The organism is Pseudodesulfovibrio sp. 5S69 (assembly GCF_037094465.1).
In the GTDB taxonomy this organism is placed as follows: Bacteria; Desulfobacterota; Desulfovibrionia; order Desulfovibrionales; family Desulfovibrionaceae; genus Pseudodesulfovibrio; species Pseudodesulfovibrio methanolicus.
Genome location: NZ_CP146609.1, coordinates 655,615 through 681,197 on the forward strand (window position 1 = coordinate 655,615; position 25,583 = coordinate 681,197).

Below are 25,583 nucleotides of genomic sequence, written 5' to 3' on the forward strand. Positions count from 1 at the left end.
ATTAAACGAAACGACCACCCATCACAACACAAATGGTTCTCGCGCGGGCTCTGGTGAAGAAAGGGGGGCGCACCATACGGGAGGGAGCCAAGGGAGGTGACGAGACGACTGTAGGTCTGGCTCGACGCGCCCTCCCTTTCTTCAGGCCGGGTGTCTATGATTTACGTGGCGCGCCGCAGTCCGAAAAAATGATGGGTGCCAAGGAGCGCAACCCCCAGAAGCATGACCGCTGTTCCCGCCGTATGCGCCTCGGGGAGGAAGCGCTGCAGGCACAAGAGCGCGAAGCCGGTCGCGCACACAGCCAGGCCCACGATTTGCGGCAGTTGCATATACAGGCCGCAGGTCTTTTCCCGGTGGTCGATATCGGATGCCGGGAACTCGAACCACAGCCGGTTCCAGGCCAAGGCGAATAACACGGCCAGGGTGGCTCCCCAGGCCATGTGGACGGGCAGTAGATAGGCGGGCATGGGCAGCGGCAGGATGGCCGGAATGGCTGCCGTAGCGGCGGCCGGCGGATGGTCGGCGTCGAAAATCTGCATGAGGGCGGCGGCGAACATCACCGCGAAACCGAGCTTGAGCGCGACCGCATACCCGATTTCCGCCCCCAGAAGAGAACCTGCCCAACACCCCGCCAATCCGCCTATCGAAGCGACGAAATGCCCGACGATTACGGGCTTGGGCCGGGCCACCCGAAGGAAGACGCAGGTCGAATTGATGAAGCACGTCGCGGCCAAGGGAGGGAAAAGGACCGCAATGCCAGTCAGCTTGGAGGCGATGGCGATGACCGCCAGCAGCAGGCCGCCGCCGAGCGACCCCCACAACAGGCGCGAAAGGGAGATCACCCCCGGGCGGTAGACCTCGGGCGCGAATTCCTCCCGGCACAGGGAGGCCACTCTGAATTGCACTGAACCGGATTTGAACAACATCGATACGTCCTTTTTTCCCCACGGCCCGCCACGGTCGGCGGAGCCGGAGGTTTGCACGGCCCGCTCCCGAACGGCGCCCCGCTGGACGGAGGCCGGGAGCGGGCATGCAGGCTGTTGGTTAAAACCGTTCATGGAAGGGGAGAAGGCCCGCGCCGTAGGGGCGCCTCGGACGCGGACATCCTCCCTCCTCCGGCCAGGCTACGCCCAGCCCAGCTTCCTGCGGGCGGCCTCGAAGTCGTTGATGATCATCGCGGCAACCTTCTGCGGGTCGGGATCAACGTTCATGCAGGAGCCGAGCAGTTCTCTCGTACCGCCGTAAAGGAAGTCGCGGACCTTTTTCGACCCCTGCACCGGGGCGTGCACGCAGTGATAGGAGTCAAAGCCGAGCATGCGGAAGGCCAGCGCCGCGCCCACGCCCTTCTCGTTGGACCATTCCGGCGTGACCTCGGCAAACGGCATGTCCTTGATGGGATGCCCGGCGAAGCCGGCTATGGTCGCGAAGGTGCCCACGGCATGCGCATTGTCGATGCATTCGCCGAAGTGCAGGACCGGCGGCAGGTTGTCGCCGAGGAACGCCTTGAGGCTGTCACCGCACTTTTCCCGAGCCTCGGGCCTGCAGTAGCCGAGCTTGGCCATGGGGAATGAGGCGCAGCCGTTGGTGAAGACCAGGATGTTGTTCTTCAGCAGGATGTCGACGATGTCGACGATGGCCTTTTCGAAGACAATGCGGGTATTGGTGCAGCCAGCCAGGTTGATAATGCCCCGGATCTTGCCTTCCTTCAGGGCTTCGGCGATGGGTTCCACGCTGCCGTGGAAGTGTTCGCTCAGCACCTCAAGGCCGAAGCCGACCTGGGCCTCCATCTCGTAGGGCGGGATGTGCCGTTTAACATCACGGCGGTTGGTGAAGCTCTCGATGGCGCGGGTGACGATCTTCTCGGCCAACTCGGGCAGCTTGTCCAGATCCTCCAGGTCGCGCTTGTAGCCGATGTGTTCGGCCCCGGGCAGCCGGTTGGACTCGTTGGTGGTCACGACCACGGTCTTGTAGCAGTTGGCCACGTCCATGATGCCGGGGAAGACCTCCTGGATGTCCGCCAGCCACAGGTCGAGCGCGCCGGTGGCGACCACCAGCTCGGAGCCGTTGGCGTTGGACAGGGGAATGACCCCGCCCAGGCGGTACATGGAGGACAGGCCGGAGCAGCAGATGCCGTAGAACTGGATGCCCTTGGCCCCGGCCTCCTCGGCCATCTTGACGAACTTGTCTGTGCGGGCGGTCTCAATGACCTTCATGGCCATCATCGGGGCGTGGCCGTGAATGGCGATGTTGACCGTGTCCGTGCGCAGTGCACCCAAGTTGGCCTTGATGGTGCTGCGGTGCGGGACGCCGTAGAGGCAATCCTGGGCGATGGAGCCGCCGACCACACTATTCATGGAGAAGGTCAGGCCCAGGCGAAGGAAATGGTCCATGGCTTTGCGCCAGTCGCCCTGGGTGCCGACCGTGGTCTGATGCAGCGCCTCAAAGACTTCATGATAGGAGCTGATCGGGGTCAGGCCGAGCTCTTCCCATACCTTCTGGCGCTCGGCCGGGGCGATGGCCTTGAGGGTCTTGTGCGTGCCGGGCACGGTCCGGCTCATGTCTTCGAGCAGGATGTCGGCGATCTCGCCGGCCAGGGCCTCGACAGTCTTGCCCTCGGTCTCCAGCCCGTAGGCCTTGGCCACGCCCATGACCTTGTCTTTGCCGACGATGGGCAGATCGACATTGCCCTCGGCGGCCTTCTTCATGGTCAGCATGACCTCGCGGGCACGGGCGCCGTGTCCGGCCACGCCGCCGGCCGCTGAACGGACCATGTTGCGTGCCACGATAAGATCGGCGTTGGCCCCGCAGGTTCCCCTCGGGGAACGCTCCGTGATCTTGCACGGCCCGAGCGAGCAGATGCGGCAGCAGACTCCGGCCAGGCCGAAAGTACAGTGCGGTTTCTGCTTGTCGAACCGATCGAAACAGTTCTCCACACCCTGCTCGTCCATGTACTTGAGCATCTCCCGGACCGCCGGGTCCGGGGCGTGGTTCATCACATCCTCCTTGCTGGCGAAGGACTCGCGGTAGGCTTTGACCGCATCCTTGTAGTCGGTGAAATCGTTGTCATGGTGGTGATGGCCGTGACCATGGTCATGCGAATGGTTGTCGCCGCACATAAAAGCACTCCTTGGCTTGAAGATTAATCAGCAAGCGGCGGCGCGTATCGCAAGGCCGGACGGAAAACCCGCCTGGACCGAGCGTCCTTCCCGGACAGCGCCGCCAGACCGCAAACCCTCTTGACCTAAGGCAATCGCCGTGCCAGCGCCGTGTGGGGCTTAACTGCTTGAGATGACGGCGCATTCATTAAAGAGCACGTTTGCGGCACAACGCGATTACGTTGGAAATCAACATTCCGTTTTCTCTTCAACGTTATTTTGTTGTGCAGCCCGATGACAAAGGGGTGGGAAGCACGAACGAGCGGCCGCCGTCGGAGGATTTCAGATCGCCGAAGGATGAAATTGCAGTTCGCTCGAAAGCTGTGACGCAAGACAACCGCGCGCTGTCATGGGACTTTTTCCGCATCAATCCGGACCCTGGCCAAAATGGGTCCTGCCTTGGTGGCGAGGGGCGAAACCAAGGCATGCTCCTTGCTTTGTGAGGAAGACTCATTGCGAGTATCCATTCCAAAAGTTCACTCCCGCAGGTCGGCAGAGACATAATAAACGCCATCAACCAGCCTAAAACTCACCGATTTTGTACTGCGGGAGTGAACAACAAACTCAGGAGACAGACAGTATGACCTATAGCGAGATGCAAACCGTGTTGATGAAAGAGCTGCGCCTGTACCATTACCCGGTCGCGGTCAAATTCTTCTTCGACGAGAACGAGCTGAAGGAATTTCAGGAGAATGCGCCGGAAATACACGCGCCGCTCAAGCCCATGACCTTCTGCCAGTGGGAGATCGCGGCCCGCATGCAGGGTCAGATCGTCTACGGCGATGTTGACGGCCTCGGCTGCGGCAATGCCCGCTTCTGTTTCGGATGGAAGGACCTGGATGATGCCGAGATCAAGGGCCACGCCAAGTATGTCCAGGATCTTGAACAGGCGAAACGCTTCGTCGTCAGCAAGCCCATGCTCGAGACCAAGCCGCTCGGCATCGCAGTGGCCCCGCTCGGCTCCATCGACGGCCTGTACGAGCCGGACACGGTGCATTTCTACTGCGACAACATGCAGGCCTACCACTTGGCCGTGGATTACATGGCCGCGACCGACACCCATCCGCTCCGCCCGAACATCACCATGAACTCCTCCGCCTGCGGCGGAAACGTCTTCAGTTTCGTCGAGCAGGAGTTCAACATGCTTCCCGCCTGCTCCGGCAGCTACAATGCGGGCAAGACCGAACGCGGCGAGATCAACGTGATCATTCCCGGCAACAAGTTCGCAGTCACCTTCCAGCGGCTCATGGACCGCATTAAGAAGGCGAGCAGCTCCATCACCCGTCCCGGTGACGGGTTCCCCGGCGCGGACATCTGCAAGAACTGTCCGCTGATCATCTTCAAGAAGCAATAGACCGCATCCAGACCATAAGATGACAGGCGGCTCCCGACGGGGCCGCCTTTTTTCGCGCCGACGACCGACGCAAAAATATGGGGCGGCCCGCTTGTTCGGCGGGCCGCCCCTTTTACGTCGCGTGTCGGGCTATGCGAGGGACTAGCGCCAGCACAGGTTCGACCGCGCCTCGTCGAAGTCGGCGAGGATCATCGCGGCGAGCTTCTTGGGATCGGTGTCCACCTTCATGCTGGAGCCGAGCAGCTCCCGGGTGCCGCCATAGAGGAAGTCCTGCACCTTTTCCGAGCCCTGTACCGGCGCGTGCACGCAGTGGTAGGAATCGAAACCGAGCATGCGGAACGCCAGCGCAGCGCCGACCCCCTTCTCGTTGGACCATTCCGGCGTGACCTCGGCAAAGGGCATATCCTTCATCTGATGCCCAGCGTACCCGGCGATCTCCCTGAACGTGGCCACGGCGTGGGCGTTGTCGATGCATTCACCGAAATGCCATACCGGGGGTAGCTCTCCTCTGAGGAATATCTGCAATCGCTCGCCGCACTTGTCGAGGGCCTTCTTGTTGCAGTATCCCAGCTTGGCCATGGGGAACGAGGCGCAACCGTTGGTGAAGACCAGGACGTTGTTCTTCAGCAGGATGTCGACAACTTCCACAATGGCCTTTTCGTAAACGACCCGGGTGTTGGTGCAGCCCGCCAGGTTGATGATGCCCTTGATCTGCCCGTTGATGATGGCGGACGCCACGCGCTCCATGCAGCCGTAGTGGGCGTCGAGGGTCTCCAGGCTGAAGCCCACTTCGGCCTCCATCTCGTGGTCGGGGATGTGCCGCTGGACATCCCGGCGATTGCTGAAGCTCTCAATGGCGCGGGTGACTATCCTGTCCGCCAGCTCGGGGAGCTTGTCCAGATCCTCCAGGTCCCGCCGGTAGCCGATGTGCTCGGCCCCGGGCAACCGGTTGGATTCGTTGGTGGTGACGACCACCGTCTTGTAGCAGTCGGCCACGTCCATGATGCCGGGGAAGACCTCCTGAATGTCCGCCAGCCACAGGTCGAGGGCGCCCGTCGCGAGCACCAGCTCCGAACCGTTGGCGTTGGAAAGGGGGATGACGCCGCCGAGCCTGTAGAGCGAGGACAGTCCCGAACAGCAGATGCCGTAGAACTGGATGCCCGCGGCACCGGCTTCTTCCGCCATCTTCACAAACTTGTCCGAGCGGGCCGCCTCAATGACCTTGGTGGCCAGCATGGGGGCGTGTCCGTGGATGGCGATGTTGACAGTGTCCGTCTTCAATGCACCGAGATTCGCCTTGACCGTGGTCCGTTTCGGGGTGCCGTAGAGACAGTCGCTGGCGATGGAGCCGCCGACCACGCTGTTCATGGAAAACGCGATGCCCAGCCGCATGAACTGATCCATGGCCTTGCGCCAGTCGCCCTGGGTGCCGACCGTGGTCTGGTGCAGCGCCTCGAAGACCTCATGATAGGAGCCGACAGGCAGTATGCCCAGCTTCTCCCAGGTCTGCCTCCGCTCGGGAGTGGCGACGGCCTCCAGCGTCCTGTGCGGCCCCGGCACAGTGCGGCTCATGTCCTCAAGCAGGATGTCGGCGATCTCGTTCGCCAGATCTTCAATGCTCTTGTCCTTGGTGACCAGGTTGAAGGCGGCGGCCATTTTCCTGACCGCCTCCTTGCCGAGGATGGGGAGGTCGACTGCCCCGGTGGCGGCCTTCTTCATCGTCAGCATGACTTCGCGCGCCCGCGCCCCATGGGCCGCCACGCCGCCCGCCGCCGCGCGCACCAGATTGCGGGCGACGATCAGGTCCGCATTGGCCCCGCACGTGCCCCGGGGTGAACGTTCGGTTATCTTGCACGGCCCGAGCGAGCAGATGCGGCAGCAGACGCCCGCAAGGCCGAAGGTGCAATGCGGCTTCTGCTTGTCGAAACGGTCGAAGCAGTTCTCGACGCCCTGCTCATCCATGTATTTGACCATCTCCCGAACCGCAGGGTCCGGAGCCTGGTCCATCACGTCCGCCTTGCTGGCGAAGGTCTCGCGGTAGGCCTTGACCGCTGCGGTGTAGTCGGTGAAATCATTATGGTCATGGTGGTGGCCATGCGCATGGGAATGCTGTTCTTTTGCCATGTAATACCCCTTCTGGCTGTATTGCTCGATAAGGCTTCGGAACACGCTTGCGTTCACTCAGGCCTTTCGCGAAGTAGAGTCGTATTCAGGCAAGAGGCGTGCCAGAGGGGATGCTTTCATTACTTACTGAATTTGTTGGGAATTTGTTTCTGGAACCAAAAGTCGGGGACGGAATTCCGTTGATTTCAAAGATTCACGCTGTCAATACAACGGAATACCGTTTTCGCCGCTGAAAAGGAAAGGATGACAAATTGATTGTTGTCTCTATTGAAATTCTATCTTTGATTTCACGGACACACAGCACAATCACTATTGGGAGGCCCTTCGACGAGCTTCCGGCCGAACTGGCGCATCTGAGCTCAAACAGTCGCGATTCGCTCAGACCACGTATCTTCCAAGTGCTATTCCAAGCGGCACCCATGGTTTTATTGGTACATATGGCGTTGCAACTCATTGAAATACCGTAAGCAAGCGGCCCACAGTTTGATTTTTTACAGTTTTCCACGAAGTTAACACCTGCCTAAATCGAAGTATTCCTTGCTTCATGAAGCCATGCCCGGGCTGTGTTTACATCGGCTAGAGTTGGTACTTTAATTTACTAAAATAAAAGGATATTCCTATCAAGACATGTGTGAAAAAATGTGTAACAACATCCCCGAAATTCCCGAAAATCACTAGGGATCACCATAAATCACTTAAAAGTAAGTCCCTGCCATATTTAAAAAACACGGCAGGGACTAGGTTTTCAGAAACGTGGTGGGTACTTTTAAGAATCCCGTGTTCGCTTCGCTCAGGTTCGTGCGGCGGCGGAAGGCCGCGACGGGGAGGCCTTCCGCCGTGCCGGTTGGCGATTTCGGGCAGGGGAAACGGGTGTGACGCCGTGCGAATTTCCACAAGATCGCCCGCCGTTTCCCCTGCTCGAAATCGCGGGTTTTGTTTTTTGGAAAGGGCATGGCGCGATGGGCACTGCCGTTTTTCAGAAGTAAGAAAACGCCGCAAGGACGCTTTGGCGGGTTTCGCCCATGCTCGCCTGCGGCGTTGGCAACCGTCCCGAAGAGGCGGGCTACTTCCACTCCCCACAGAGGAAACCGGCCATCACCCCAGCGCCCCCACCTTCGCCGCAGGCGACACAAAAAGTTTGGGAGGGTCCAGGGAACCCTTTCCAAAGGGTTCCCTGGCGGGGTCTGGGGCAGCGCCCCAGCCGCCGGAGGCGCCCGCCCGGCGGGGACATTTTCTACCGCAGCACGTCGCGCAGGGCGTCGGACAGGTCCGGGAAGGTGAACTCGAAGCCCGCCTGGGTGAGGCGTTCGGGCAGGACGAGTTGTCCGGACAGGAGCACCTCGTCGGCCATTTGGCCGAAGAGCAGGCGCAGGGCGAAGGGCGGGACCGGGGTCTTGTAGGGGCGGCCGAGGACGGTGCCGAGGACGTGGGCGAACTTGGCGAAGTTGACCGGGTTGGGGGCGCAGAGGTTGTAGGGGCCGCTGGCTTCGGGGTTTTCCATGAGGAAGCGGATGGCCCGGACCTCGTCCTTGAGGTGTATCCAGGAGACGCCCTGGAGGCCGGTGCCGGGGGGGCCGCCGAGGTAGTACTTGAAGGGCGGGAGCATGCGCGGGAGGGCGCCGCCGTGGCCGAGGACCATGCCGGTGCGGATGATGCAGCGGCGGGTGCCTATCGTTTCGAGGACGGCGGTGGAGGCCTCCCATTGCCTGCAGACATCGGCCAGGAAGCCGGAGCCGGACTCGGCGTATTCGTCGACCGGGGTGGTGCCGCGCGGGCCGTAGTAGCCCACGGCCGAGGCCTGGATGAGCACGCCCGGCGCCACGCCCGCCTGCTCCACGGCCTGGAGGATGCGTTCCCCGGCCTTGACCCGGCTCTGGAGAATGCGGCGTTTGCGTTTGCGGGTCCAGCGTCCCCCGGCGATGTTTTCACCGGCCAGGTTGACGATGGCGGTATCCGGGCCGAGCACGTCGGGCCAGTCGCCGTTGTCCCAGGGCATGCCGATGACGCCCCCGTTTTCGAACACGGCGGCGACCTTGCCCGGGTTGCGCGACAGGATGAGGATTTCCCAGTCGTGTTCCCGCAGTTCGCGGACCAGTTCCCTGCCGATGAAGCCGGTTCCTCCGGCGATTATTGCGCGCACTTGTCGTTCACCTTGTCAGCATTGCGTCATTGAAGCGTCCTATCCGGTGACCAGAATATCACGTGTGGATATTCATTGCCAGACACTAATAAATTTTAGGATGTTGTGAAGAAGCGGGGAGGGCGGGCTAGGCGTCGTGCAGCTCGACGATGAAGACCGTGCCGCGGGGGTGGTTGGAGGCGGCGCGGACCATGCCGCCGTGGTCGGCGATGATGGACCGGACGATGGTCAGGCCCAGGCCGGTGCCGCCCTTTTTCTCGGTGTAGTAGGGCTCGAACATGCGCGAGGAGTCCTTGGGCAGGCCCGGGCCGTTGTCGGCCACGGAGATGGTCACGGTGCCCGCGTCCGGGTCGTGCGAGGCGGTGATCCGGACCTCGCCGCCCTTCATGCCCTTGAGGGCCTCGGCCGCGTTGGTGAACAGGTTGATGAGCACCTTGCGGATGCCCTCGCGGTCGAAGGGGAACTCGGGGATCTCCGAGACGGACAGGTCCCATTTGATCTTGCGGTGGGTGTTGGCGAACATGGCAGTGACCTCTTCCAGCAGCGGGGCGAGCTTGTCCGGCCGGGGCTGGACCTCGGGCAGCTTGGCGTAGGCCGAGAATTCGGTGACCATGTTCTGGAGCCGCTCCACCTGGTTGACGATCAGTCCGGTGCACTCGTCGAAGGTGCCCTCGGCGATGCGCTCGCCGTATTTGCGTTGCAGCCGCTGGGCGGACAGCTTGATGGGCGTGAGCGGATTCTTGATCTCATGGGCGATGCGCCGGGCCACCTCGCGCCAGGCCGCCAGCCGCTGGATCTTTTCCAGCTCGGTGATGTCCTCGAACACGGCCACGTGGCCCGCGTCGCGCCCGCCTACGTTCTTGAGCGAGACCACGTTGACCAGGACCTTGATCAGCTTGCCGCGCACGGGCAGGTCGATCTGCCGCTGCCAGACCCCGCCGGGTTTGTTGGACAACTGGGCCAGGGCCGCCTGGACCATGGCCGCGAAGTCGCCGGACAGGAAGCGGTAGGGGACCTTGCCGATGAGGAACTCGCCGGGGATGCCGAGGATGCTTTCGGCCGCAGTGTTGACCGTGCCGATGCGCCCTTCGGCGTCCATGGAGATGACGCCCGAGGTGATGTTGTTGAGTACGGCCTCGATGTACTGGCCGCGCCGTTCCAGCTCCTGGTTCTGCTGGGCCAGCCGCTCATTGGCCTGCTGCACGGAGTTCTGGCTCTGCTCCAGGTCCTCGGCCATGCGGTTGAAGGACTGGACCAGGAAGCCGAGCTCGTCGTCCGAGCGGTCCTCCAGGCGCACGGACAGGTCGCCGCGCCCGATGCGTTCCGTGCCCATGGCCAACGCCTGGACCGGGGCGGACAGCTCCTTGGCCAGCCGGAATCCGAACCAGATGGCCCCCAGGATGATGAGCAGGGCCATGACCCCGAGGGTCAGGTACAAGTTCATTTTCCACGGGTACTTGCGTGTCTTGAGCTTCTTGTACTCGTCCAGGCCGCGGACGATCTGGTCGAGCCGGTGCAGGAGCCCCTGGCCCACGGTCTCGCCGAGCACCAGATAGCCGGTCCTGCCCTCATCCACCGGGGTTACGCCCAGGACCAGGTCCGAGCCGGGCTTGGGGATGATCGTCGTCCACGAGCGCGGGTCGGCTCTCAGGGACTGCCAGTCGATCTTTTCCTTGATCTCGGGCCAGGCCTGGCTCCATTGGGCGGTGGCGTGGGTGTTCTGCTCGTTGCCCTCCGGAGTGATGACGCCCACCAGGCTCAGGTCGTACTCGTCGAATTTGCGGTTCAGGTACTTGTCCATGGCCTTGCCGCCCCAGGCGAACTTGGAGTCGATGATGTCCTTGATCATGACCGCGCCGCGCCGCTCCAGCCGGTCCTGGGCCGAGCCGTAGAAGGCCCGTCCGAGTTCCAGGGCCTGCTCCATGGACTCCTCCACCTGGCCCTTGAACCAGTAGTCCACCGAGGTCTGCACGAACTTTACCGAGACCAGGTAGATGAGCACCGTGGGGATGAGCGACAGGGAGATGAAGGCCAGGACCAGCCGGGTGCGCAGCTTGGAGCCGAGCACCCTGCGGCGGCGTTCCAGGACCAGGCGGACCGCGTTGCGGGCCACGTAGAAGAGCATGGCCAGCAGGAAGACCACGTTCAGGATGAGCAGGTTGAGGATCAGGTAGTAATCGCCGCTCAGGTATTTGAGCTCGGCCCAGGTCAGCCCGATGATGAGGACGATGAAGATCAGCGCGATGATGTATTCGCGCCGGTGCCGTCGCTGGTCCCTGCTGCTGGTGGAACTGATGCGGATCGGATCGGGCGTCACGCGTCTGCCCCCTAGAAGGTGAAGTCCAGCTGGAAGGCGTTGTCGGCCCCGGCGTCCCAGGACCAGAAATAGAAGAAGCGCATCAGCCCCTCGGGCGCGTCCTCCTCGTTCATGGAGGTGTGCAGGCGCAGGGAGTATTTCTTGCCCCGGTCGAGCAGAGCCCAGGAGCCCAGGGTCGTGCCGATGGTCCCCCAGCCCTCGTTCAGGATCGCGCTCAGGTCCTTGCCCCGCAGGGGCGTCTGCCTGTCGGGCAGGGTCATGACGAACTCGCGGGTCAGAGGATCGAAACTCAGGCGGCTTTGGAAGTGGACCTCGGTGATTTCCCGGTCCAGCCAGTAGTCGCGAGGCTCAAGCAGGCTGACCTGGCACTTGAGAACCAGCACGGCCCCGTCCTCCAACTCGCCCTTGAGGATAGGCTTCTCCTCGACCACGATGCCGAAGCGCGCCGTGAGCCGCCCGTTCACGTTGGCCAGGGTCGGGGCCTTCAGGCTCAGGCTCTGGGCCATGGCGGTGCCCGCCAACATCAGGACGGCCAGGATCGCGGCGGGAAGGAGAACGGCCGGGAACGATCCGGCCCGCTTGTGGTCAGGGGTGCGCATTGTCCTTGAGGATGTATCAGCCCCCGTTTTAAAGGACAAGTGCCGGGCCTTGTCTTTTCCCGGCTCCGCGCGTTATGGCTGTGCGAGGATTCCACCCCGCAACAGGAGTTCTCCCGTGCAGAAAGAACTGCTCCTCGCCATCGGCGACGACCGCGCCGCCTCCTACAATCTCCGGTTTCTCAAGGACACCTTCGACTCGTTCTGCGACCTCGGACTGACCCTGTTCTACGCCGCGCCGCGTTCGGCCCTGTGGGACCGTCAGGAGGCCGGGCTGCCGACCTCGGACGAGGCCGTGGAACAGATCGTGGCCCACAAGAAGGGCAAGGGCAGGAAGGCCCTGGAAGACGCCAAGCGCTGGATCACGGAGATCGCCGGGTGCGATGGCGAAAAGGTCCGCACCAAGGTCGTTCATTCCCGCATGGGCACGGCCCGCGAGCTCATCTGCGAGGCTCGCGAGGGCCTCTACGACGCGCTGATCCTCGGCCGCAAGGGGTTCACCTGGTTCGAGGAGATCTTCGAGAACTCCGTGTGCCACGAACTCCTGTGGCAGGACATCGATTTCCCCATTTGGGTCTGCAAGCGTCCGTCCCAGGTCTCGCACCAGAACGTCCTGCTCTGCCTCGACGGTTCCGACCCGTCCCTGCGCATGGCCGACCACGCCGGGTACATGCTCGCCGAAGAGCCGCGCCAGTCCTTCACGCTCTTCCACGTGGCCCAGAAGGGCTATGGCGACGCCCGGTCCGCCCGCATCTTCGACGAGGCCCTGGCCATCCTCGCCGAGCACGGCATCCCGGACGAACGCATCGACATCAAGATGGTCACCGGCAAGAGCCCGTTCAAGGCCATCCTCAAGGAGGCCCGGGCCGGGCACTACGCCGCCGTGGCCGTGGGCCGCCGCGGCGTCGGCAGCCAGACCCGCATGGAGAACCTGTTCCCCAGCACCGTGTCCGTCAACCTCCTGCGGCATCTGCAGGAAACCGCGCTGTGGATCAGTAAGTAGGGGGCGCCGCCTCGGGCATCAAAGTCGAGGCTGCAACAGGCTGTCGGCTTTTTTCGCGGAACGGGGCTGCCCGCCCGGCCGTTTGCCGCCGATGCCGTACTGCTTCAACTTCCTGGCGACCGAGGCCTGGCTGATATCCAGGGCCTCCGCGATCTGCTGCTGGGTGTGGCACTGTTCGTACGCCTCCAGCAGCAGCGCCTTTTCGAGTTGTCCCATCGCCTGCTTCAGGGTGGTGTTGGTCTCGCGCATGGACTGGAAGGAGATGTAGTCCCGGCCCGTGGTCACCTCGTTCATGAGATCGTCCCGGTCGATGAGCTGGTGCTCGGTCATGACCACGAGCCGCTCGCAGATGTTGATCAACTGCCGGACGTTGCCCGGATACGGGTACGCCGCGAGGGCGTCGAGGGCCGACCCCCGGAGCCGTTTCGGCGAATTGTACTTGTTTCCGTACAGGGTGAGGAAGTGGTTGAGCAGCGCGGGAATGCATTCCTTGCGTTCCCGCAGGGGCGGGATCTGGATGGGGATGATGTTGAGCCGGTAGTACAGGTCCTTGCGGAAGGAGCCCTCGTTGGCCATGGTCCGGAGGTCGCGGTTCGTCGCGGCGATGACCCGCACGTCGACGTGCTTGCCCTTGGTGGCTCCCAGCCGGGTGAAACGCCCGTCATCGAGGAATTTCAGCAACTTGACCTGTGTCTGCAGGGGCAGTTCGGCGACCTCGTCGAGGAAGAGGGTGCCGCCGTCCGCCACTTCCAGCAGCCCCGGCTTACCCGCCTTCGCTCCGGTGAACGCGCCTTGCTCGTAGCCGAACAGCTCGGCCTCCACCAGGGTCTCAGGAATGGCGCCGCAGTTCAGGGAGAGAAGCGGTTTGTCGTGCCTTCTCGAATGGTTGTGGATCAGTTCGGCCAGGATGCCCTTGCCGGTCCCGGATTCGCCCAGCAGGAGGATGGATGCCTCGGAGTTGCCCGCCTTGAGGGCCTGGTGCAGGACCGACAGCATTTTCGGGCTGCGGGCGATTATCTCGCGGTCCGAGGCCAACTGGTCCTGCAACTCCATCAGCTTGCTGCGGTAGTTGTCGGCCAGGAATTCCTGTCGCTCCAGATCGCGTCGGAGGTTGTCGACCTCGGTGGCGTCCTGGGTGCTGACCACCACGCGCTGGAGCACGCCGTTGGAGTCGAAGACCGGGGTCCCGGTGGAGGTCAGTTTCCTCCCGTCCCGCATCTGCAGCAGGCTGACGGGCTGCCCGGTGCGGACGACCTCCACGGCGGCCGAGCGGTCGATGAACCCCTCCTTGAGCAGGTCGTGCATGTTCCTTCCGATCACGTCTTGGGCAACGATGTTGTTGACGCGCTCCGCGGCCGGATTGACGAGGGTGACGAATCCCTGCCCGTCGCAGACCCAGATGCCGTCCGAGGTGGCGGTGACGATGGCGTCCAGTTCCATGGACCGGCTGAGGTTCCTTTCGAGCCGGCGGCGGCATTCCTCCGCCTTGCTCCGGTCCGTGACGAGCATCACGGCCAAGGCGGGGCGGAGGTCGGGGAACGCATAGACGGTCAGGGCGCAGTCGCGGCCGTTGAGCGAAAAGGACTCCCGGTGCGACATGCCCCGCTTTTCCAAGGTCTCCCGGCAGAGGGCGCGCAGTGCCTCCTGTTCGGCGGGGGAGGGCAGGAAGTCCGGTTCGGGGACGCTCCAGGTAAAGGCGCCGTCCTGCAGGATGCCCGCCTGCAGGATGTTGCCCTCGCAGAGGCGGGCAGGCGGGAGGACCTGGGTGCTCCTTCCTTCGGCTACGGACGGAAGGCGGGGGTCGTTTTTATTCATAATTTAATTTGCTGCGGGGTTGTAAGGCCGTTATTCGGCGGATAAAAAAACACAATATACTGAAATAAAATATATAAATGTGATTTATACTTTTTTGAATCAAATATTCATCGCTGATAGCAAAATATTACAAATTCGGCAAGAGGAACAGGGCGCCGTGCGCCGATATGGAAAAATAAAAATGTAATATCAATTTATTATGAGCTTTCCTGGCACGGAGATGATGCTTTGGCACGGCCCTTGTTATAGAGGCCTGACAACATTTTACCGACAAGGAGAGTTTGGTGTCGAAGTCAAAATATGATGGGCGCAAACCGGTTTGTTATGTGCCTAAAAATAGCTATCCACAAATATATCAGGGTGTTCCCACATTCCTGAGTTCGGATTCCATTCGCGAGGCGGCCGACCTGGCCGGGTACGACGCCGCCGTTATGGGCGTGCCGTGGGAGGGGCCCGTCACCTGGGGCGGGCCGTCCGGATGCGAGCTGGCGCCCAAGACCATCCGCGAGGCATCCCTGCGCTACGGAGGGTATCTGCCGGAGTTCGATTACGACCTGTTCGATCACATCAACGTCTGTGATTTCGGTGACGTGGCGGTGGTCCCCGGCGACGGCGTGGAGACCAACCGGCACATTCGGGACAAGGTGTCCGCCGTGCTGGCCCATGGGGCCACGCCGATTATTTTCGGCGGCGACCACTCCATCACCGTCCCGGCCGTCGAGGCGCTTGCCCAGGCGCACCCCAAGCGGGTCGGCCTGATCCACCTCGACGCGCACATGGACAATATGGAGTTTTTCGGCGAGGAACGGTTTGCCCGGTGCTGCCCCATGCACCGCATCTACGAGAACGTATCCATGGACCCCGCCAAGATCATCCACATGGGCATCCGCGGCCCGCGCAACAATCCGGACCAGATGCGGTTCGCCAGGGAGGCGGGCTCCCATGTCATGACCGGGTTCGAGATCAAGCGGAAGGGCGTGGAGTACGCCCTGGAAAAGGCGCTGGACGTGGCCGGAACCGATACGGACGCCATATACGTCACCGTGTGCAGCGACATCCTCGACGTCGCGTTCAACCCCGGGGGGCCGCCGGATCTGAACGGCCTCACCTCCTACGAACTGTCCTATCTGCTGTACAATTTCGCGGTCAGAGGCATCGGCGCCTTCGATTTCGTCGAGATTTATCCCCCCACCGACCGGAACAACGTGTCCAGCCATACCGCCGCCTGGATGGGGATTTACGTCATGAGCGGCATGGCGAAGAGGAAGATGGACTCCGGCCGGGTGCCGGAGAACGCGTGATAATGGTTAAGGACCGCCATATTTGCAATGGCCCGGAATCAACCGATGAGAGGAGAGAGAGATGAATTGTGCAACGAACGCATGGAAATGTTGTAAGAGAGCGTTGGTCATATACTGTGTGGCCCTTGCCCTGGTGGCCGGCACGGCGGTGTCGTCCCGGGCGGCCGCCACGATCACGCCCGGCGTGATCGCCGTGGGCACGGACCTGACGTATCCCCCGTACAACTACTTTGACGACAACGAGAAGCCCGCCGGGTTCGATGTCGAGCTGATGACCGCCATCGCCGCGAAGGCGGGCATGAAGATCGAGTTTCACGACACCCGGTTCGAAAACCTGATCATGGGCGTTCGCGGCGGGCAGTTCGACGTCATCGCGTCCACGCTCTACGTGAAGCCCGCCCGCGCCAAGCAGATCGATTACATCCCCTACATGAAGACCGGTGTTTCCATTGCGGTGGCGACCTCCTCCGGCCTTTCCTTCGCGGCCCCGGAGAACCTGTGCGGCCGCAAGGTCGGTTCCATCAAGGGCGGTGCCTGGATCGAAAAACTCAACGGTCTGGCCGAGGGCGTCTGCAAGGACAATCCCGTCGACTCCAGGGAGTTCCCCACTTCTCCCGAAGTGACTCAGGCCCTGCTCTCCGGCGGCATTGACGCCCAGATGGAGGATTCCGCGGTCCTGCAGAGCGCCGTGGAGAAGCTGAATGGCCGGTTGAAGGTCACCTCCAAGGAAAACCTGTACCCCGTGGTCGTCGGCTTCGGCGTGCGCAAGGGCAATACCGAGCTGGCCGACCTCCTCCGCAAGACCCTGAAGGAACTTGAGGCCGACGGGACGTATCCCGCGCTGCTGAAGAAGTACAATGTCTCCAAGCCCACCGAAGCGGAATTCAAGGCCGCCGTCGGCGAGTAGCGAAACCATCCGGGCGGCCCGCACCGACGCGGGCCGCCCGGTCCCTTCCGGGAGAACGGAGTGCGCAGCAGGCAGCGGACAGCGGCCGCGCCGGACGGTTTTCGGATAATATCATAGAGAACTAGAGGTCTTGATGTCGTTTGATTTGAAATATCTCATAGGGCTTTTCAGTTACGCCCCGTTTTGGGAAGCCACTATGCTGGTCGCCGTCTTGAGCGTGCTGTCCTGGTCCATCGGCTCGGTGCTCGGTTTCGGCGTGGCCCTGGCCAAGACGTCCAACAACGCGTTCCTGCGGCACACGTCCTCGGTCTATGTCTGGTTCTTCCGCAGCCTTCCGCTGCTGGTCCTGCTGATTTTCGTCTACAACCTGCCGCAGATCATGCCGAGCCTGCGCCCGGTGTTGTCCAATCCCTTCTGGGCGGGGCTCATCGCCCTGGTCATGAGCGAGACCGCGTACCTGGCCGAAATCCACCGCGGGGGATTGCTGGCCGTGCGCAAGGGGCAGCACGAGGCGGCCCTCGCCCTCGGCATCCGCTCGCTGGGCAAGTACCGGCTCATCGTCATCCCCCAGGCGGTCCGGGTCGCCTTGCCCGCCCTCGGCAACGAGTTCATCACCATCGTCAAGCTGACGTCCCTGGTGTCGGTCATCTCCCTGGCCGAGATCCTGCTGGTGGGGCAGCGGCTCTATACCCGCAACTTCCTGGTCATCGAAACCCTGGTGGCGGTCTCCTTTTACTATGTCCTGCTGGTGACCGTCTTCACTCAGATTCTCGGCAGGCTCGAACGTTCCATGGACATCCGGAGCAAGTCCGGGGTCGAGACCGTTGCCGAGGCGCAGCCCGCCGCGCTCCCCGCCGTGTCGCCCGAGCGGAAAAGGAAGGGCGCCAAGGGGGATCTCGTCCTCGAACTCCGCGACGTCAGCAAGGCCTTTGGCGAGAAGACCGTGCTTGACGGTATTTCCTTCAAGGTCAAGGCAGGTGAGGTGGTCAGCGTCATCGGCCCGTCCGGTTCCGGCAAGACCACCCTGATCCGGACCATCAATTCCCTGCAGGATATCGACGGCGGCGCGATCCTGTTCAACGGGAACCGCTGGCTTGACAACCACGGGGAATACTGGCGCTCGCCCGATTTCTACGAGGAAGTGACGCGCATCGGCATGGTCTTTCAGTCGTTCAACCTCTTCCCGCACCGCACCGTGCTGGAGAACGTGGCCCTGGCCCCACGCTATCACGGCCTGGGCTCCTCCCGGGCGCTGAAGGAACTGGCCCTGCGGAACCTGGAAAAGGTCGGGATGGCCTGCCACGCGGACAAGTATCCCCACCAGCTTTCGGGAGGCCAGAAACAGCGCATAGCCATTGCCCGCGCCCTGGCCATGCAGCCCAAGGTGCTCCTCTTCGACGAGCCGACTTCCGCGCTTGATCCGGAACTGGTCGGCGAGGTCCTGCAGACCATCGAGCTCCTCGCCCACGAAGGCATGACCATGATCATCGTGACCCACGAGATGCGTTTCGCCACGCGCATCAGCGATCGCGTTGTAATGATGGAGGACGGCAAGATGGTCGCCGATCTCACCCCGGAACAGCTCGCCGACGAACCCGACGACAGCCGGATACGGCGCTTCATCGCAACCGCGCTGCATTAGCGCGGCCCGCGCGCAACGAAAATTCCGCCATGCCCCGCGGGGCCGTCGGCGGCGTCTACGCCCGCGAGGATGCCTCGGCCAGGCGCACCAGCCAGGCTGTCCAGCGGCGGCCGGCGGCTTCGTCGTAGTTTTCGGACAGGGGGTTCATGAAGCCGTGGCCCGCGTCGGCCCGGCGGCAGGTGACCAGCGGCTTGGCCCGGAGGGCGGCGGCCAGCGCGTCCACGTCGAAGTGGGGCTCACGGTCTGGGAAGATCAGGTCCACGGGGGCGAGCGGGGCGCGGTCGGCCATGGTCCGGATGGCCGAACCGTAGAAACAGCAGGCCCTGCGTAGGGGAACGCCTGGGGTGCAGGCGGCGGCCCAGGCCGCTCCGGCCCCGGCGCTGAAGCCGATGAGCAGGACCGGACGCGCGGCCTCGCGGACCAGGTCCGTGACCCGGCGGGCGTAGGGTTCGAGTCCGCCGTGGTCGAGATAGGCGGCGTAGGCCTGTTCTTCTGTGGCGAAGTGCGGGTCGCGGCCGTCAAAGGGATCGGCCACGGTCACGCGGTCGGCGTGCGGGCGCAACCGCCCGGCCAGGGCGTCGATGTGGGGCGTGCGCCCCCAGATTTCGGTGGCCAGAATGATTTCCACGTACGCTCCGCGGCTGTGGTTTCGGGAAAGCCGAACATAGGCCGTGAGCTGCCGGGCCGCAACAAAAACAGCCCCCCGCCGGACCATCCGGCGGGGGGCGTTCTATGCAACAGGTCAGCGAGAGTGTGAGATCGCTGCCGTCTAGTCGTTAAGGGCTTCGTAGACCTTGCCGACCATTCCGTCGTTGGGGGTCAGGGTCTTGTCGCCCGGGGTCCACTTGGCAGGGCAGACCTCGGCCGGGTGGTCGATGAGATAGGTGTTGGCCTCCACCTTGCGGACCAGCTCATCCGCGTTGCGGCCCACGTTGTAGAAATTGATCTCGGACGAGACCAGCACGCCTTCGGGGTTGATGACGAAGGTGCCGCGCAGGGCCAGGCCGGTCTCGAAGTCCCAGACGTCGAAGAACCGGGAGACCTCGCCGGTGGGGTCGGCGGCCATCTTGAACTTGACGTTTTCCAACATGCGCTCGTCGGACTTCCAGGCCATATGGGAATATTTGGTGTCCGTGGACACGGAGATCACCTCGGCCCCGAGCTTCTTCAGGTCCTCGTGTCGACCGGCCAGGTCGGCCAGCTCGGTGGGGCAGACAAAGGTGAAGTCCGCGGGATAGAAAAACAGGATGGCCCATTTGCCTTCCTTGCGCAGCGCGCCCAGGTCCACCTCAGTGAAGCCGCCCTCGGCGGGGTCGAAGGCCTCCAGCGTGAATGCGGGTACGGGCTGGCCCACTTTGGCGAAATCAGGCATGGTGTCGTTGGGATCGAAATCGTTGCTCATATTAAATTCCCTTTCTTTTTCAGAGGTTGAAATTTTTATAGGAATGATTACCGTTTTCAAGAGACTAAGGGCGGGCCGGTTTGCCGTCAAGGGTTTTTTGCATTTTTCTCCACTTTGCCCGGCGGGTCATGCTAGTGTATACCGAGGCTTCCCGCAGGGCGGCCCGAACCGAGGCACCCGCGCATGACAAAATACAAAAAGAAAAGAGAGCGTTTATGACTTTCGGCTTCACCAAGATACGGGAAATGGAAATCGCGGAACTGGCCAGCACGGCCATCGTCTACCGCCACGACAAGACCGGGGCGCGCGTCCTGTCCATGATCAACGACGACGAGAACAAGGTCTTCGGCATCTCGTTCCGCACCCCGCCCGAGGACTCCACGGGTGTGGCCCACATCCTGGAGCACTCGGTGCTCTGCGGCTCGGACAAGTACCCGGTGCGCGAGCCGTTCGTGGAGCTGCTCAAGGGGTCGCTCCAGACCTTCCTGAACGCCCTGACCTTCCCGGACAAGACCTGCTATCCTGTGGCCTCGGCCAACGTGCAGGACTTCTACAATCTCGTGGACGTGTACCTGGACGCGGTCTTTCATCCCCGGCTGACCGAGAACACCCTCAAGCAGGAGGGCTGGCACTACGAGCTGGAGTCCCCGGACCGCGACATGACCTACAAGGGCGTGGTCTTCAACGAGATGAAGGGCGCGTACTCCTCGCCCGACTCTCTGCTTTACGAACACTCCCAGCAGTCCCTGTTCCCGGAGACCACCTACGGCCTGGACTCGGGCGGCGACCCGGCGGTCATCCCGGACCTGACCTTCGACAAGTTCATGGCCTTCCACCGCGATCACTACCACCCGTCCAACGGGTACGCCTTCTTCTACGGCGACGACGACCCGGAAAAGCGCCTCGAAATCCTGGACGCGGTCTTTTCGCAGTATGAGGCCATCGACGTGGCCAAGACCCGGGTGCCTCTCCAGCCGCGCTTCACCGAGGCCAAGGCCGTGCGCAAGGGCTACCCGGCCTCGGACCGGCTGGCCAAGGGCATGTTCACGGTCAACTGGCTGCTGGCCGAGACCGCGGACGCCAACCTGAACCTGGCCCTGCACATCCTGGAGCACATCCTCATCGGCCTGCCCAGCTCGCCGCTCAAAAAGGCGTTGACCGACTCCGGCCTGGGCGACGACCTCGCGGGCGTGGGCCTGGAAGCCGACATGCGCCAGATGTTCTTTTCCGTGGGCCTCAAGGGCATGCACCCGTCCAACGCGGTCAAGGTGGAGTCGATCATCTTCCATACCATCAAAGAACTGGTCGAGAACGGCATCGACGCCCGCGACATCGAGGCGGCGGTGAACTCCGTGGAGTTCTCCCTGCGCGAAAACAATACCGGCTCCTACCCGCGCGGCCTGTCCCTCATGTTCCAGGCCCTGTCCACCTGGCTCTATGACGACGACGAGAACGAGGGCGACCCCCTGGCCCTGCTGTCCTTCGAGAAGCCGCTGGCCAACGTCAAGGCGTGGCTCGAAAATGGCGACAAGATATTCGAGGAGCTGCTGGCCCGGCTCTTCCTGCACAACCCGCACCGGACCACCGTGCTCCTGGAGCCGGACCACAAGCTCGCCCGGACCCTGGCCAAGGCCGAGTCCGACCGGCTGAAGGCGGCCAAGCAGGCCATGACCCCGGACGAAGTCCAGGCGGTCGTCGATGACGCCGCCGAGCTCAAGCGTCTCCAGGCCGAGCCCGACGCGCCCGAGGCCCTCAGGACCATCCCGCGCCTGGCAGTGGCCGACCTGCCCGCCGAGAACCGGCCCATCCCCACCGAGGTGCGCACCCTCGGAGGACGGGAGCTGCTCTTCCACGACCTGGCCACCAACGGCATCGCCTACCTGGACTTCGGCTTCGACCTGGCCGTCATCCCGGACGAACTGCTGCCCTATGCCGGGGTGTTCGGCCGCGCCCTGACCGAGTCCGGCACCACCGAGCGCGACTACGTCGACCTGTCCCAGCGCATCGCCCGGACCTCGGGCGGCATCTGGGCCCAGCCGTTCGCCTCGCCCGTGCGCGGCTCCAAGGACGCTGCGGCCCGGCTGTTCCTGCGCACCAAGGCCACGGGCGAGCGCATCACGGACACCTGCGGGATCGTCACCGAGATCCTGACTTCGGCCAAGCTCGACAACAAGGAGCGCATCGGCCGGATCGTGGCCGAGGCCCGCGCCCGCGCCGAACAGCGGCTGGTACCCTCGGGCCACATGATCGTGGCCACCCGGCTGCGTGCCCGGACCCACGCCGCCCACGCCATGGACGAGGCCATGACCGGCCTGACCAACCTGTTCTTCCTGCGCGACCTGGAAAAGCGTATCGAGGACGACTTCCGCACGGTCGCCATGGAGTTGGAGCAGTTCCGCACGCTCCTGCTCAACCAAAACACCCTGATCCTCAACGCGACCATGGATCAGGACCTCTTCGCCCTGGCCGAGCCCGCCATGCGGGCCGTGGTCGAGGCCCTGCCCGCGGACGGCCCGGCCCCGGCAAAGCGCGCCATCCCGTCCCTGCCCGCCCGCGAAGGGCTGGCCATCCCGGCCCAGGTCAACTACGTGGGCAAGGGCTGCGGCGTGGCCGAACACGGGATTCAACTCACCGGCGCGGCCCAGGTGGTCAACAAGCTCATCCGCACCGGCTATCTCTGGGAAAAAGTCCGCGTCCAGGGCGGGGCCTACGGGGCGTTCTGCATCATGGACCGCCTGGCCGGAGCGCTGGCCTTCGTGTCCTACCGCGACCCCAACGTGGCCGACACGGTCAAGGCCTTCGACGGCCTGGCCGAGTACCTTGAGACCATGAACATCGACGCGGACGAGCTGGAAAAATCCATCATCGGCGCCATCGGCGAGATCGACGACTACCAGTTGCCCGACGCCAAGGGCTTCACCGCCCTGGCCCGCCATCTGACCGACCAGGACGACGGCTACCTGCAGACCGTGCGCGAACAGGCGTTGCGCGCTTCGGAAAAAGACTTCCGCGAACTCGCCCTGGCCGTGCGCACCGTCGCCCAAAACGGCGACATCTGCGTCCTCGGCGACGCCCTCGCCATGGAGAACAGCGGTCTGGATCTGGAGATCAAACAGGTCTTGTAGAAGAGCGCCTCCGGGCGGACGATCCCGACGCTTCCCGCCGAAAGCCCGCGAGCGCGGTGCCGGAGGCGGGAAGCGCCGTCCCCGGCTCAGGGGATATTCCCCGGCCTTGGCGGGACTGCTCCCCGCTCCGTGGGGACAATGGAAAAATTGGAAAGTTCCGGGGCAGGCCGAGGATTGGCCGCCCCGTCCCGGAGAACGGGATGGCCTCTGCCGAATGGCCGGGGAAAGTGCGTTGATGCGGGCAGGCATCGGCCCGGCCGACGGTCGCGCCGTTACCGAACCGGGAGTGTCCTATTGGCTCGGCCTTGCACCGGGGCCGGCGCAGAACCCGCCGGTCCGGCTGTGCGGCCGATCGTTGCGCGGGCATGCAGGTTTTCCCGCCTGGGGGCAGCAAGCGGTGCGTCCTCCATGCCACGCGAAAATGCCCGGATGGCCGATCGGATAGGCACGGTCTAGCGGAGGATCGCCTCACTGCCCAATGAGTGCAGAGGGGGGAGGGCCGCCGAAGCCGCCGCGACAACCACGGCAAGCAGCATGACGATGAGAAGCCATTTTTTCATACGCCGATTCCTTATTGCCGACTCACCGCCGCAACATAGAGGGGGTTGCCTGCCGTCACTTTACAGTGGCCACAACCTTTTCCATGTTGCGCGCCATGAAAACAGGCGTCTGTTCTCTTCCGCTCAGCCTCTTGGCCCTGTAGCTCACTTCTTCGCACACGTACCGTTTCAGCTCCGACAAGGTAACGTTATTGTCGTCGTTTACGTCAGCCTTGCCGCTCAAGCCGCTCAGCAGATAGTAGGTGAAGAGACTGTGTTCCTTTTGGGGATACCAATTGCTCAACTGCCCGGCGGACGTGCTGCTGATCAGGCACGTCTTCTTGATCTGCTTGGTGTGGGATGCATACCGCAACATCGCCGGGGAGACATTTTTGAAAAGAGGTCCCCCCGAAGAATCGCCGCTGAAGCACGCATCGATGATCACGGTGTTTTCTTTTGAGGGAAGTCTTTCAATGTTCTTGTACAGCGTGGTCAATGAATAGCCGGTCTCGTTCAGGTAGTTGACGGACGCATCGACGGGAATCAGAAAGGCGCTCTGGGTCGTCTGGCTCGGTGCGCCGTGCCCGGTGTAATAAATATACACCTCCGACACATTCGGCTTGATCCAATTGAACAGCTTCCCCTTGGGGTTGTCCTTGGTTCCGAAAACGGAAAACATCGTCGCCTGGGTAGCGTCTTCGACGTAAATGATATTCTCCGGATCAAGCCCCAATTCGGTAACGAAGACCTTTTTCATTGCCTGGGCGTCGCGATGGGCGAAGTTGACGTCGGGGATGCCGTTCCGGAATTTCGCATATCCCCCGTTGCCGATGATGACACCTATTGCATCCGGCTTGGTCACCTTGGCGTTTCTCCAGGCAAACTCCTGGCTGCCCGCCGCATCCCCGCTTTCCGGCTGGGCAACGGCCGTCTGCGTGGTCGCGGGAGGAGGCGCGGCCTCGGCCGTGGTGGTGGAACCGCTCTTGTACGACTGCTCCAGCATGGAAACCTTTTCTTTCGCGGTATAGGACATCTTCGTCGTGCCGCACCCGGCCACCAGGAAAACCAGGACCAGACCGATGGAAAGGAGAATGAGTCTACCCATTGACCGTGTCCTCTGCCATGGCGGCTTCTTCGAATATGAACTCCATGAGATCGTACGCCAGGATGGTGAAATATCCTCTCGGCGTACCGTAGTAATCCAAGGCCTTGGCCTTCTTTTCATCGGTTATTTTTCCGGTCCAGACGTCATCCCAGTCCTGGTCGCTGTCGAACGACAGGCTTTTTTCCTTTGCCCCGGTATGCGGGTCGTAAATGGTGATGTTTCCGGCCCAATCGTTGCTGACAAAGGCAAACAACGCCGCGGTGAATTTTTGTTTCTGGACGATCGCGCAGTTGGCCAATGCCGCGCCATCGGCGTACGTGGCGTGCATCTTGGTCGTCAGTTCCGTGTCCGTATGCGCGGTTACGACCAGATAGGTTCCGGTCCGCTTCAATTTCACGTCCTTGTTCAGGACGACGATCCGGCGGAAGAGGTGGGGGCTGCCTCCATTGATGCTCACATTGGCCTCGATCACAATCCCCCAATTCATCTTTGCCCAGTTGTCGAGGTTGAACCCGAAATTGTCCCATTCACAGTCGAAGTTTTCAAAAGCGGAGGAAATCTTCGTCACGTCGACCACGACGCTCGTGTCCGCCTTTTCAGGGGAGCTGACCATGTCGACTTTGGATTCCTTGAACAGGGATACGATCTTGTCCTTGAGCGCGTTCGACTGCTTGAATTCGTTTTGCGTCTTTTTCAGGCTGACGATGTTGTAGTCTTCAATAAAGAATTCCCCCTCCTTATCGAAGTTGATGTCGAAGTATACTTTCTTGCCGGCCAAGGTCGCAAAAGAGAAATCGTGCTGCGGCAGTATCTTTTCCGTGTCTTGCGAAAAATCCGCAGCGGTGAATTTCATCGGAAGGCCATTCGTCGGCGAGCATCCGACGACCAGCAGCAAACACAGCATCGTTGAGACAAGGACAGCTCTCACAGTAACCCCCATGGAATAGACAGCAAACAGACGGAACCTCTAGACCCGAATACCAATACATTGCCGGTTCGCCGGCATCCCCTTCTCCCTCACGTCAAACCCCATACCTTCTCCCGTAAGCGGCTGACTC

At 62.4% G+C, this 25,583-nt stretch carries 18 protein-coding genes and 1 pseudogene; 8 read left to right on the forward strand and 11 right to left on the reverse strand.

Translation table 11 applies throughout. From position 1 onward, the window contains the following. Positions 1-161: 161 nt before the first annotated feature. Positions 162-926, reverse strand: coding sequence for an HPP family protein (locus tag V8V93_RS03140; RefSeq protein WP_338668917.1), 765 nt, complete (start codon positions 924-926; stop codon positions 162-164). Positions 927-1,124: 198 nt separating this feature from the next. Continuing rightward, a complete protein-coding gene (gene cooS, locus V8V93_RS03145) occupies positions 1,125-3,116 on the reverse strand; it encodes an anaerobic carbon-monoxide dehydrogenase catalytic subunit (protein WP_338668918.1) in 1,992 nt (663 codons plus the stop codon). Between the two features lie 221 nt (positions 3,117-3,337). Between cooS and V8V93_RS03150 the strand changes: the two genes are divergently transcribed. After that, a complete protein-coding gene (locus V8V93_RS03150) occupies positions 3,338-3,598 on the forward strand; it encodes a hypothetical protein (RefSeq protein ID WP_338668919.1) in 261 nt (86 codons plus the stop codon). 137 nt (positions 3,599-3,735) lie between these two features. After that, the gene (locus V8V93_RS03155) at positions 3,736-4,509 is read left to right on the forward strand and encodes a DUF169 domain-containing protein (protein ID WP_338668920.1); all 774 of its coding nucleotides are present in this window, start codon (positions 3,736-3,738) and stop codon (positions 4,507-4,509) included. Between the two features lie 141 nt (positions 4,510-4,650). Here the strand turns inward: V8V93_RS03155 and V8V93_RS03160 are convergent, their stop codons facing one another. The 4 genes from V8V93_RS03160 to V8V93_RS03175 form a co-directional block, all read right to left on the reverse strand. Next, entirely contained in the window at positions 4,651-6,633 is a 1,983-nt protein-coding gene (locus V8V93_RS03160) for a hypothetical protein (RefSeq protein ID WP_338668921.1), read from the reverse strand. 1,234 nt (positions 6,634-7,867) lie between these two features. Further along, positions 7,868-8,773 carry a TIGR01777 family oxidoreductase gene (locus tag V8V93_RS03165; protein ID WP_338668922.1) on the reverse strand — a complete coding sequence of 302 codons (906 nt, stop codon included), beginning with the start codon at positions 8,771-8,773 and terminating at the stop codon, positions 7,868-7,870. A gap of 127 nt (positions 8,774-8,900) precedes the next feature. Continuing rightward, positions 8,901-11,090 (reverse strand): sensor histidine kinase, encoded by a 2,190-nt coding sequence (locus V8V93_RS03170; RefSeq protein WP_338668923.1) that lies wholly within the window; start codon positions 11,088-11,090, stop codon positions 8,901-8,903. 11 nt (positions 11,091-11,101) lie between these two features. Next, complete coding sequence (locus V8V93_RS03175; protein ID WP_338668924.1) at positions 11,102-11,689, reverse strand: DUF4390 domain-containing protein; 588 nt, start codon at positions 11,687-11,689, stop codon at positions 11,102-11,104. Positions 11,690-11,804: 115 nt separating this feature from the next. Here V8V93_RS03175 and V8V93_RS03180 point away from each other — a divergent pair, with 115 nt between their 5' ends. Next, positions 11,805-12,689 carry a universal stress protein gene (locus V8V93_RS03180; RefSeq protein ID WP_338668925.1) on the forward strand — a complete coding sequence of 295 codons (885 nt, stop codon included), beginning with the start codon at positions 11,805-11,807 and terminating at the stop codon, positions 12,687-12,689. Positions 12,690-12,707: 18 nt separating this feature from the next. On the opposite strand, the gene V8V93_RS03185 is transcribed toward V8V93_RS03180, so the two are convergent. Further along, positions 12,708-14,504 carry a sigma-54 interaction domain-containing protein gene (locus V8V93_RS03185; RefSeq protein ID WP_338668926.1) on the reverse strand — a complete coding sequence of 599 codons (1,797 nt, stop codon included), beginning with the start codon at positions 14,502-14,504 and terminating at the stop codon, positions 12,708-12,710. Between the two features lie 326 nt (positions 14,505-14,830). Between V8V93_RS03185 and V8V93_RS03190 the strand changes: the two genes are divergently transcribed. The 4 genes and pseudogenes from V8V93_RS03190 to V8V93_RS19465 all read left to right on the forward strand — a co-directional run bounded on the left by V8V93_RS03190 (position 14,831) and on the right by V8V93_RS19465 (position 18,354). Then, on the forward strand, positions 14,831-15,805 hold the full coding sequence (locus tag V8V93_RS03190; RefSeq protein WP_338668927.1) for an agmatinase family protein: 975 nt from the start codon (positions 14,831-14,833) through the stop codon (positions 15,803-15,805). A gap of 103 nt (positions 15,806-15,908) precedes the next feature. Beyond that, a complete protein-coding gene (locus V8V93_RS03195; RefSeq protein ID WP_338668928.1) occupies positions 15,909-16,712 on the forward strand; it encodes an ABC transporter substrate-binding protein in 804 nt (267 codons plus the stop codon). Between the two features lie 196 nt (positions 16,713-16,908). Next, positions 16,909-17,445: pseudogene (locus V8V93_RS19460) on the forward strand (amino acid ABC transporter permease); the annotation flags it as partial. A 123-nt stretch (positions 17,446-17,568) separates the two neighbouring features. After that, a complete protein-coding gene (locus V8V93_RS19465; RefSeq protein ID WP_422394435.1) occupies positions 17,569-18,354 on the forward strand; it encodes an amino acid ABC transporter ATP-binding protein in 786 nt (261 codons plus the stop codon). 55 nt (positions 18,355-18,409) lie between these two features. Here V8V93_RS19465 and V8V93_RS03205 read toward each other — a convergent pair whose 3' ends face one another. Beyond that, the gene (locus tag V8V93_RS03205) at positions 18,410-18,982 is read right to left on the reverse strand and encodes a dienelactone hydrolase family protein (protein ID WP_338668930.1); all 573 of its coding nucleotides are present in this window, start codon (positions 18,980-18,982) and stop codon (positions 18,410-18,412) included. A gap of 141 nt (positions 18,983-19,123) precedes the next feature. Next, the gene (locus tag V8V93_RS03210; RefSeq protein WP_338668931.1) at positions 19,124-19,756 is read right to left on the reverse strand and encodes a peroxiredoxin; all 633 of its coding nucleotides are present in this window, start codon (positions 19,754-19,756) and stop codon (positions 19,124-19,126) included. A gap of 215 nt (positions 19,757-19,971) precedes the next feature. Between V8V93_RS03210 and V8V93_RS03215 the strand changes: the two genes are divergently transcribed. Next, positions 19,972-22,881 (forward strand): insulinase family protein, encoded by a 2,910-nt coding sequence (locus tag V8V93_RS03215; RefSeq protein WP_338668932.1) that lies wholly within the window; start codon positions 19,972-19,974, stop codon positions 22,879-22,881. 615 nt (positions 22,882-23,496) lie between these two features. Here V8V93_RS03215 and V8V93_RS03220 read toward each other — a convergent pair. Then, on the reverse strand, positions 23,497-24,525 hold the full coding sequence (locus tag V8V93_RS03220) for a caspase family protein (protein WP_338668933.1): 1,029 nt from the start codon (positions 24,523-24,525) through the stop codon (positions 23,497-23,499). Beyond that, positions 24,518-25,420: a hypothetical protein gene (locus V8V93_RS03225; protein WP_338668934.1), complete on the reverse strand. Its 903-nt coding sequence runs from the start codon at positions 25,418-25,420 to the stop codon at positions 24,518-24,520. Before V8V93_RS03225 ends, V8V93_RS03220 begins: the two co-directional genes overlap by 8 nt. Positions 25,421-25,583 lie beyond the last annotated feature (163 nt).

Bases quoted from the DNA above. Each gene is read 5' to 3' on its own strand.
- V8V93_RS03140 (WP_338668917.1), bottom strand. From the start codon at position 926: ATGTTGTTCAAATCCGGTTCAGTGCAATTCAGAGTGGCCTCCCTGTGC.
- cooS (WP_338668918.1), bottom strand. From the start codon at position 3,116: ATGTGCGGCGACAACCATTCGCATGACCATGGTCACGGCCATCACCAC.
- V8V93_RS03155 (WP_338668920.1), top strand. From the start codon at position 3,736: ATGACCTATAGCGAGATGCAAACCGTGTTGATGAAAGAGCTGCGCCTG.
- V8V93_RS03160 (WP_338668921.1), bottom strand. From the start codon at position 6,633: ATGGCAAAAGAACAGCATTCCCATGCGCATGGCCACCACCATGACCAT.
- V8V93_RS03175 (WP_338668924.1), bottom strand. From the start codon at position 11,689: ATGCGCACCCCTGACCACAAGCGGGCCGGATCGTTCCCGGCCGTTCTC.
- V8V93_RS03185 (WP_338668926.1), bottom strand. From the start codon at position 14,504: ATGAATAAAAACGACCCCCGCCTTCCGTCCGTAGCCGAAGGAAGGAGC.
- V8V93_RS03210 (WP_338668931.1), bottom strand. From the start codon at position 19,756: ATGAGCAACGATTTCGATCCCAACGACACCATGCCTGATTTCGCCAAA.
- V8V93_RS03215 (WP_338668932.1), top strand. From the start codon at position 19,972: ATGACTTTCGGCTTCACCAAGATACGGGAAATGGAAATCGCGGAACTG.
- V8V93_RS03220 (WP_338668933.1), bottom strand. From the start codon at position 24,525: ATGGGTAGACTCATTCTCCTTTCCATCGGTCTGGTCCTGGTTTTCCTG.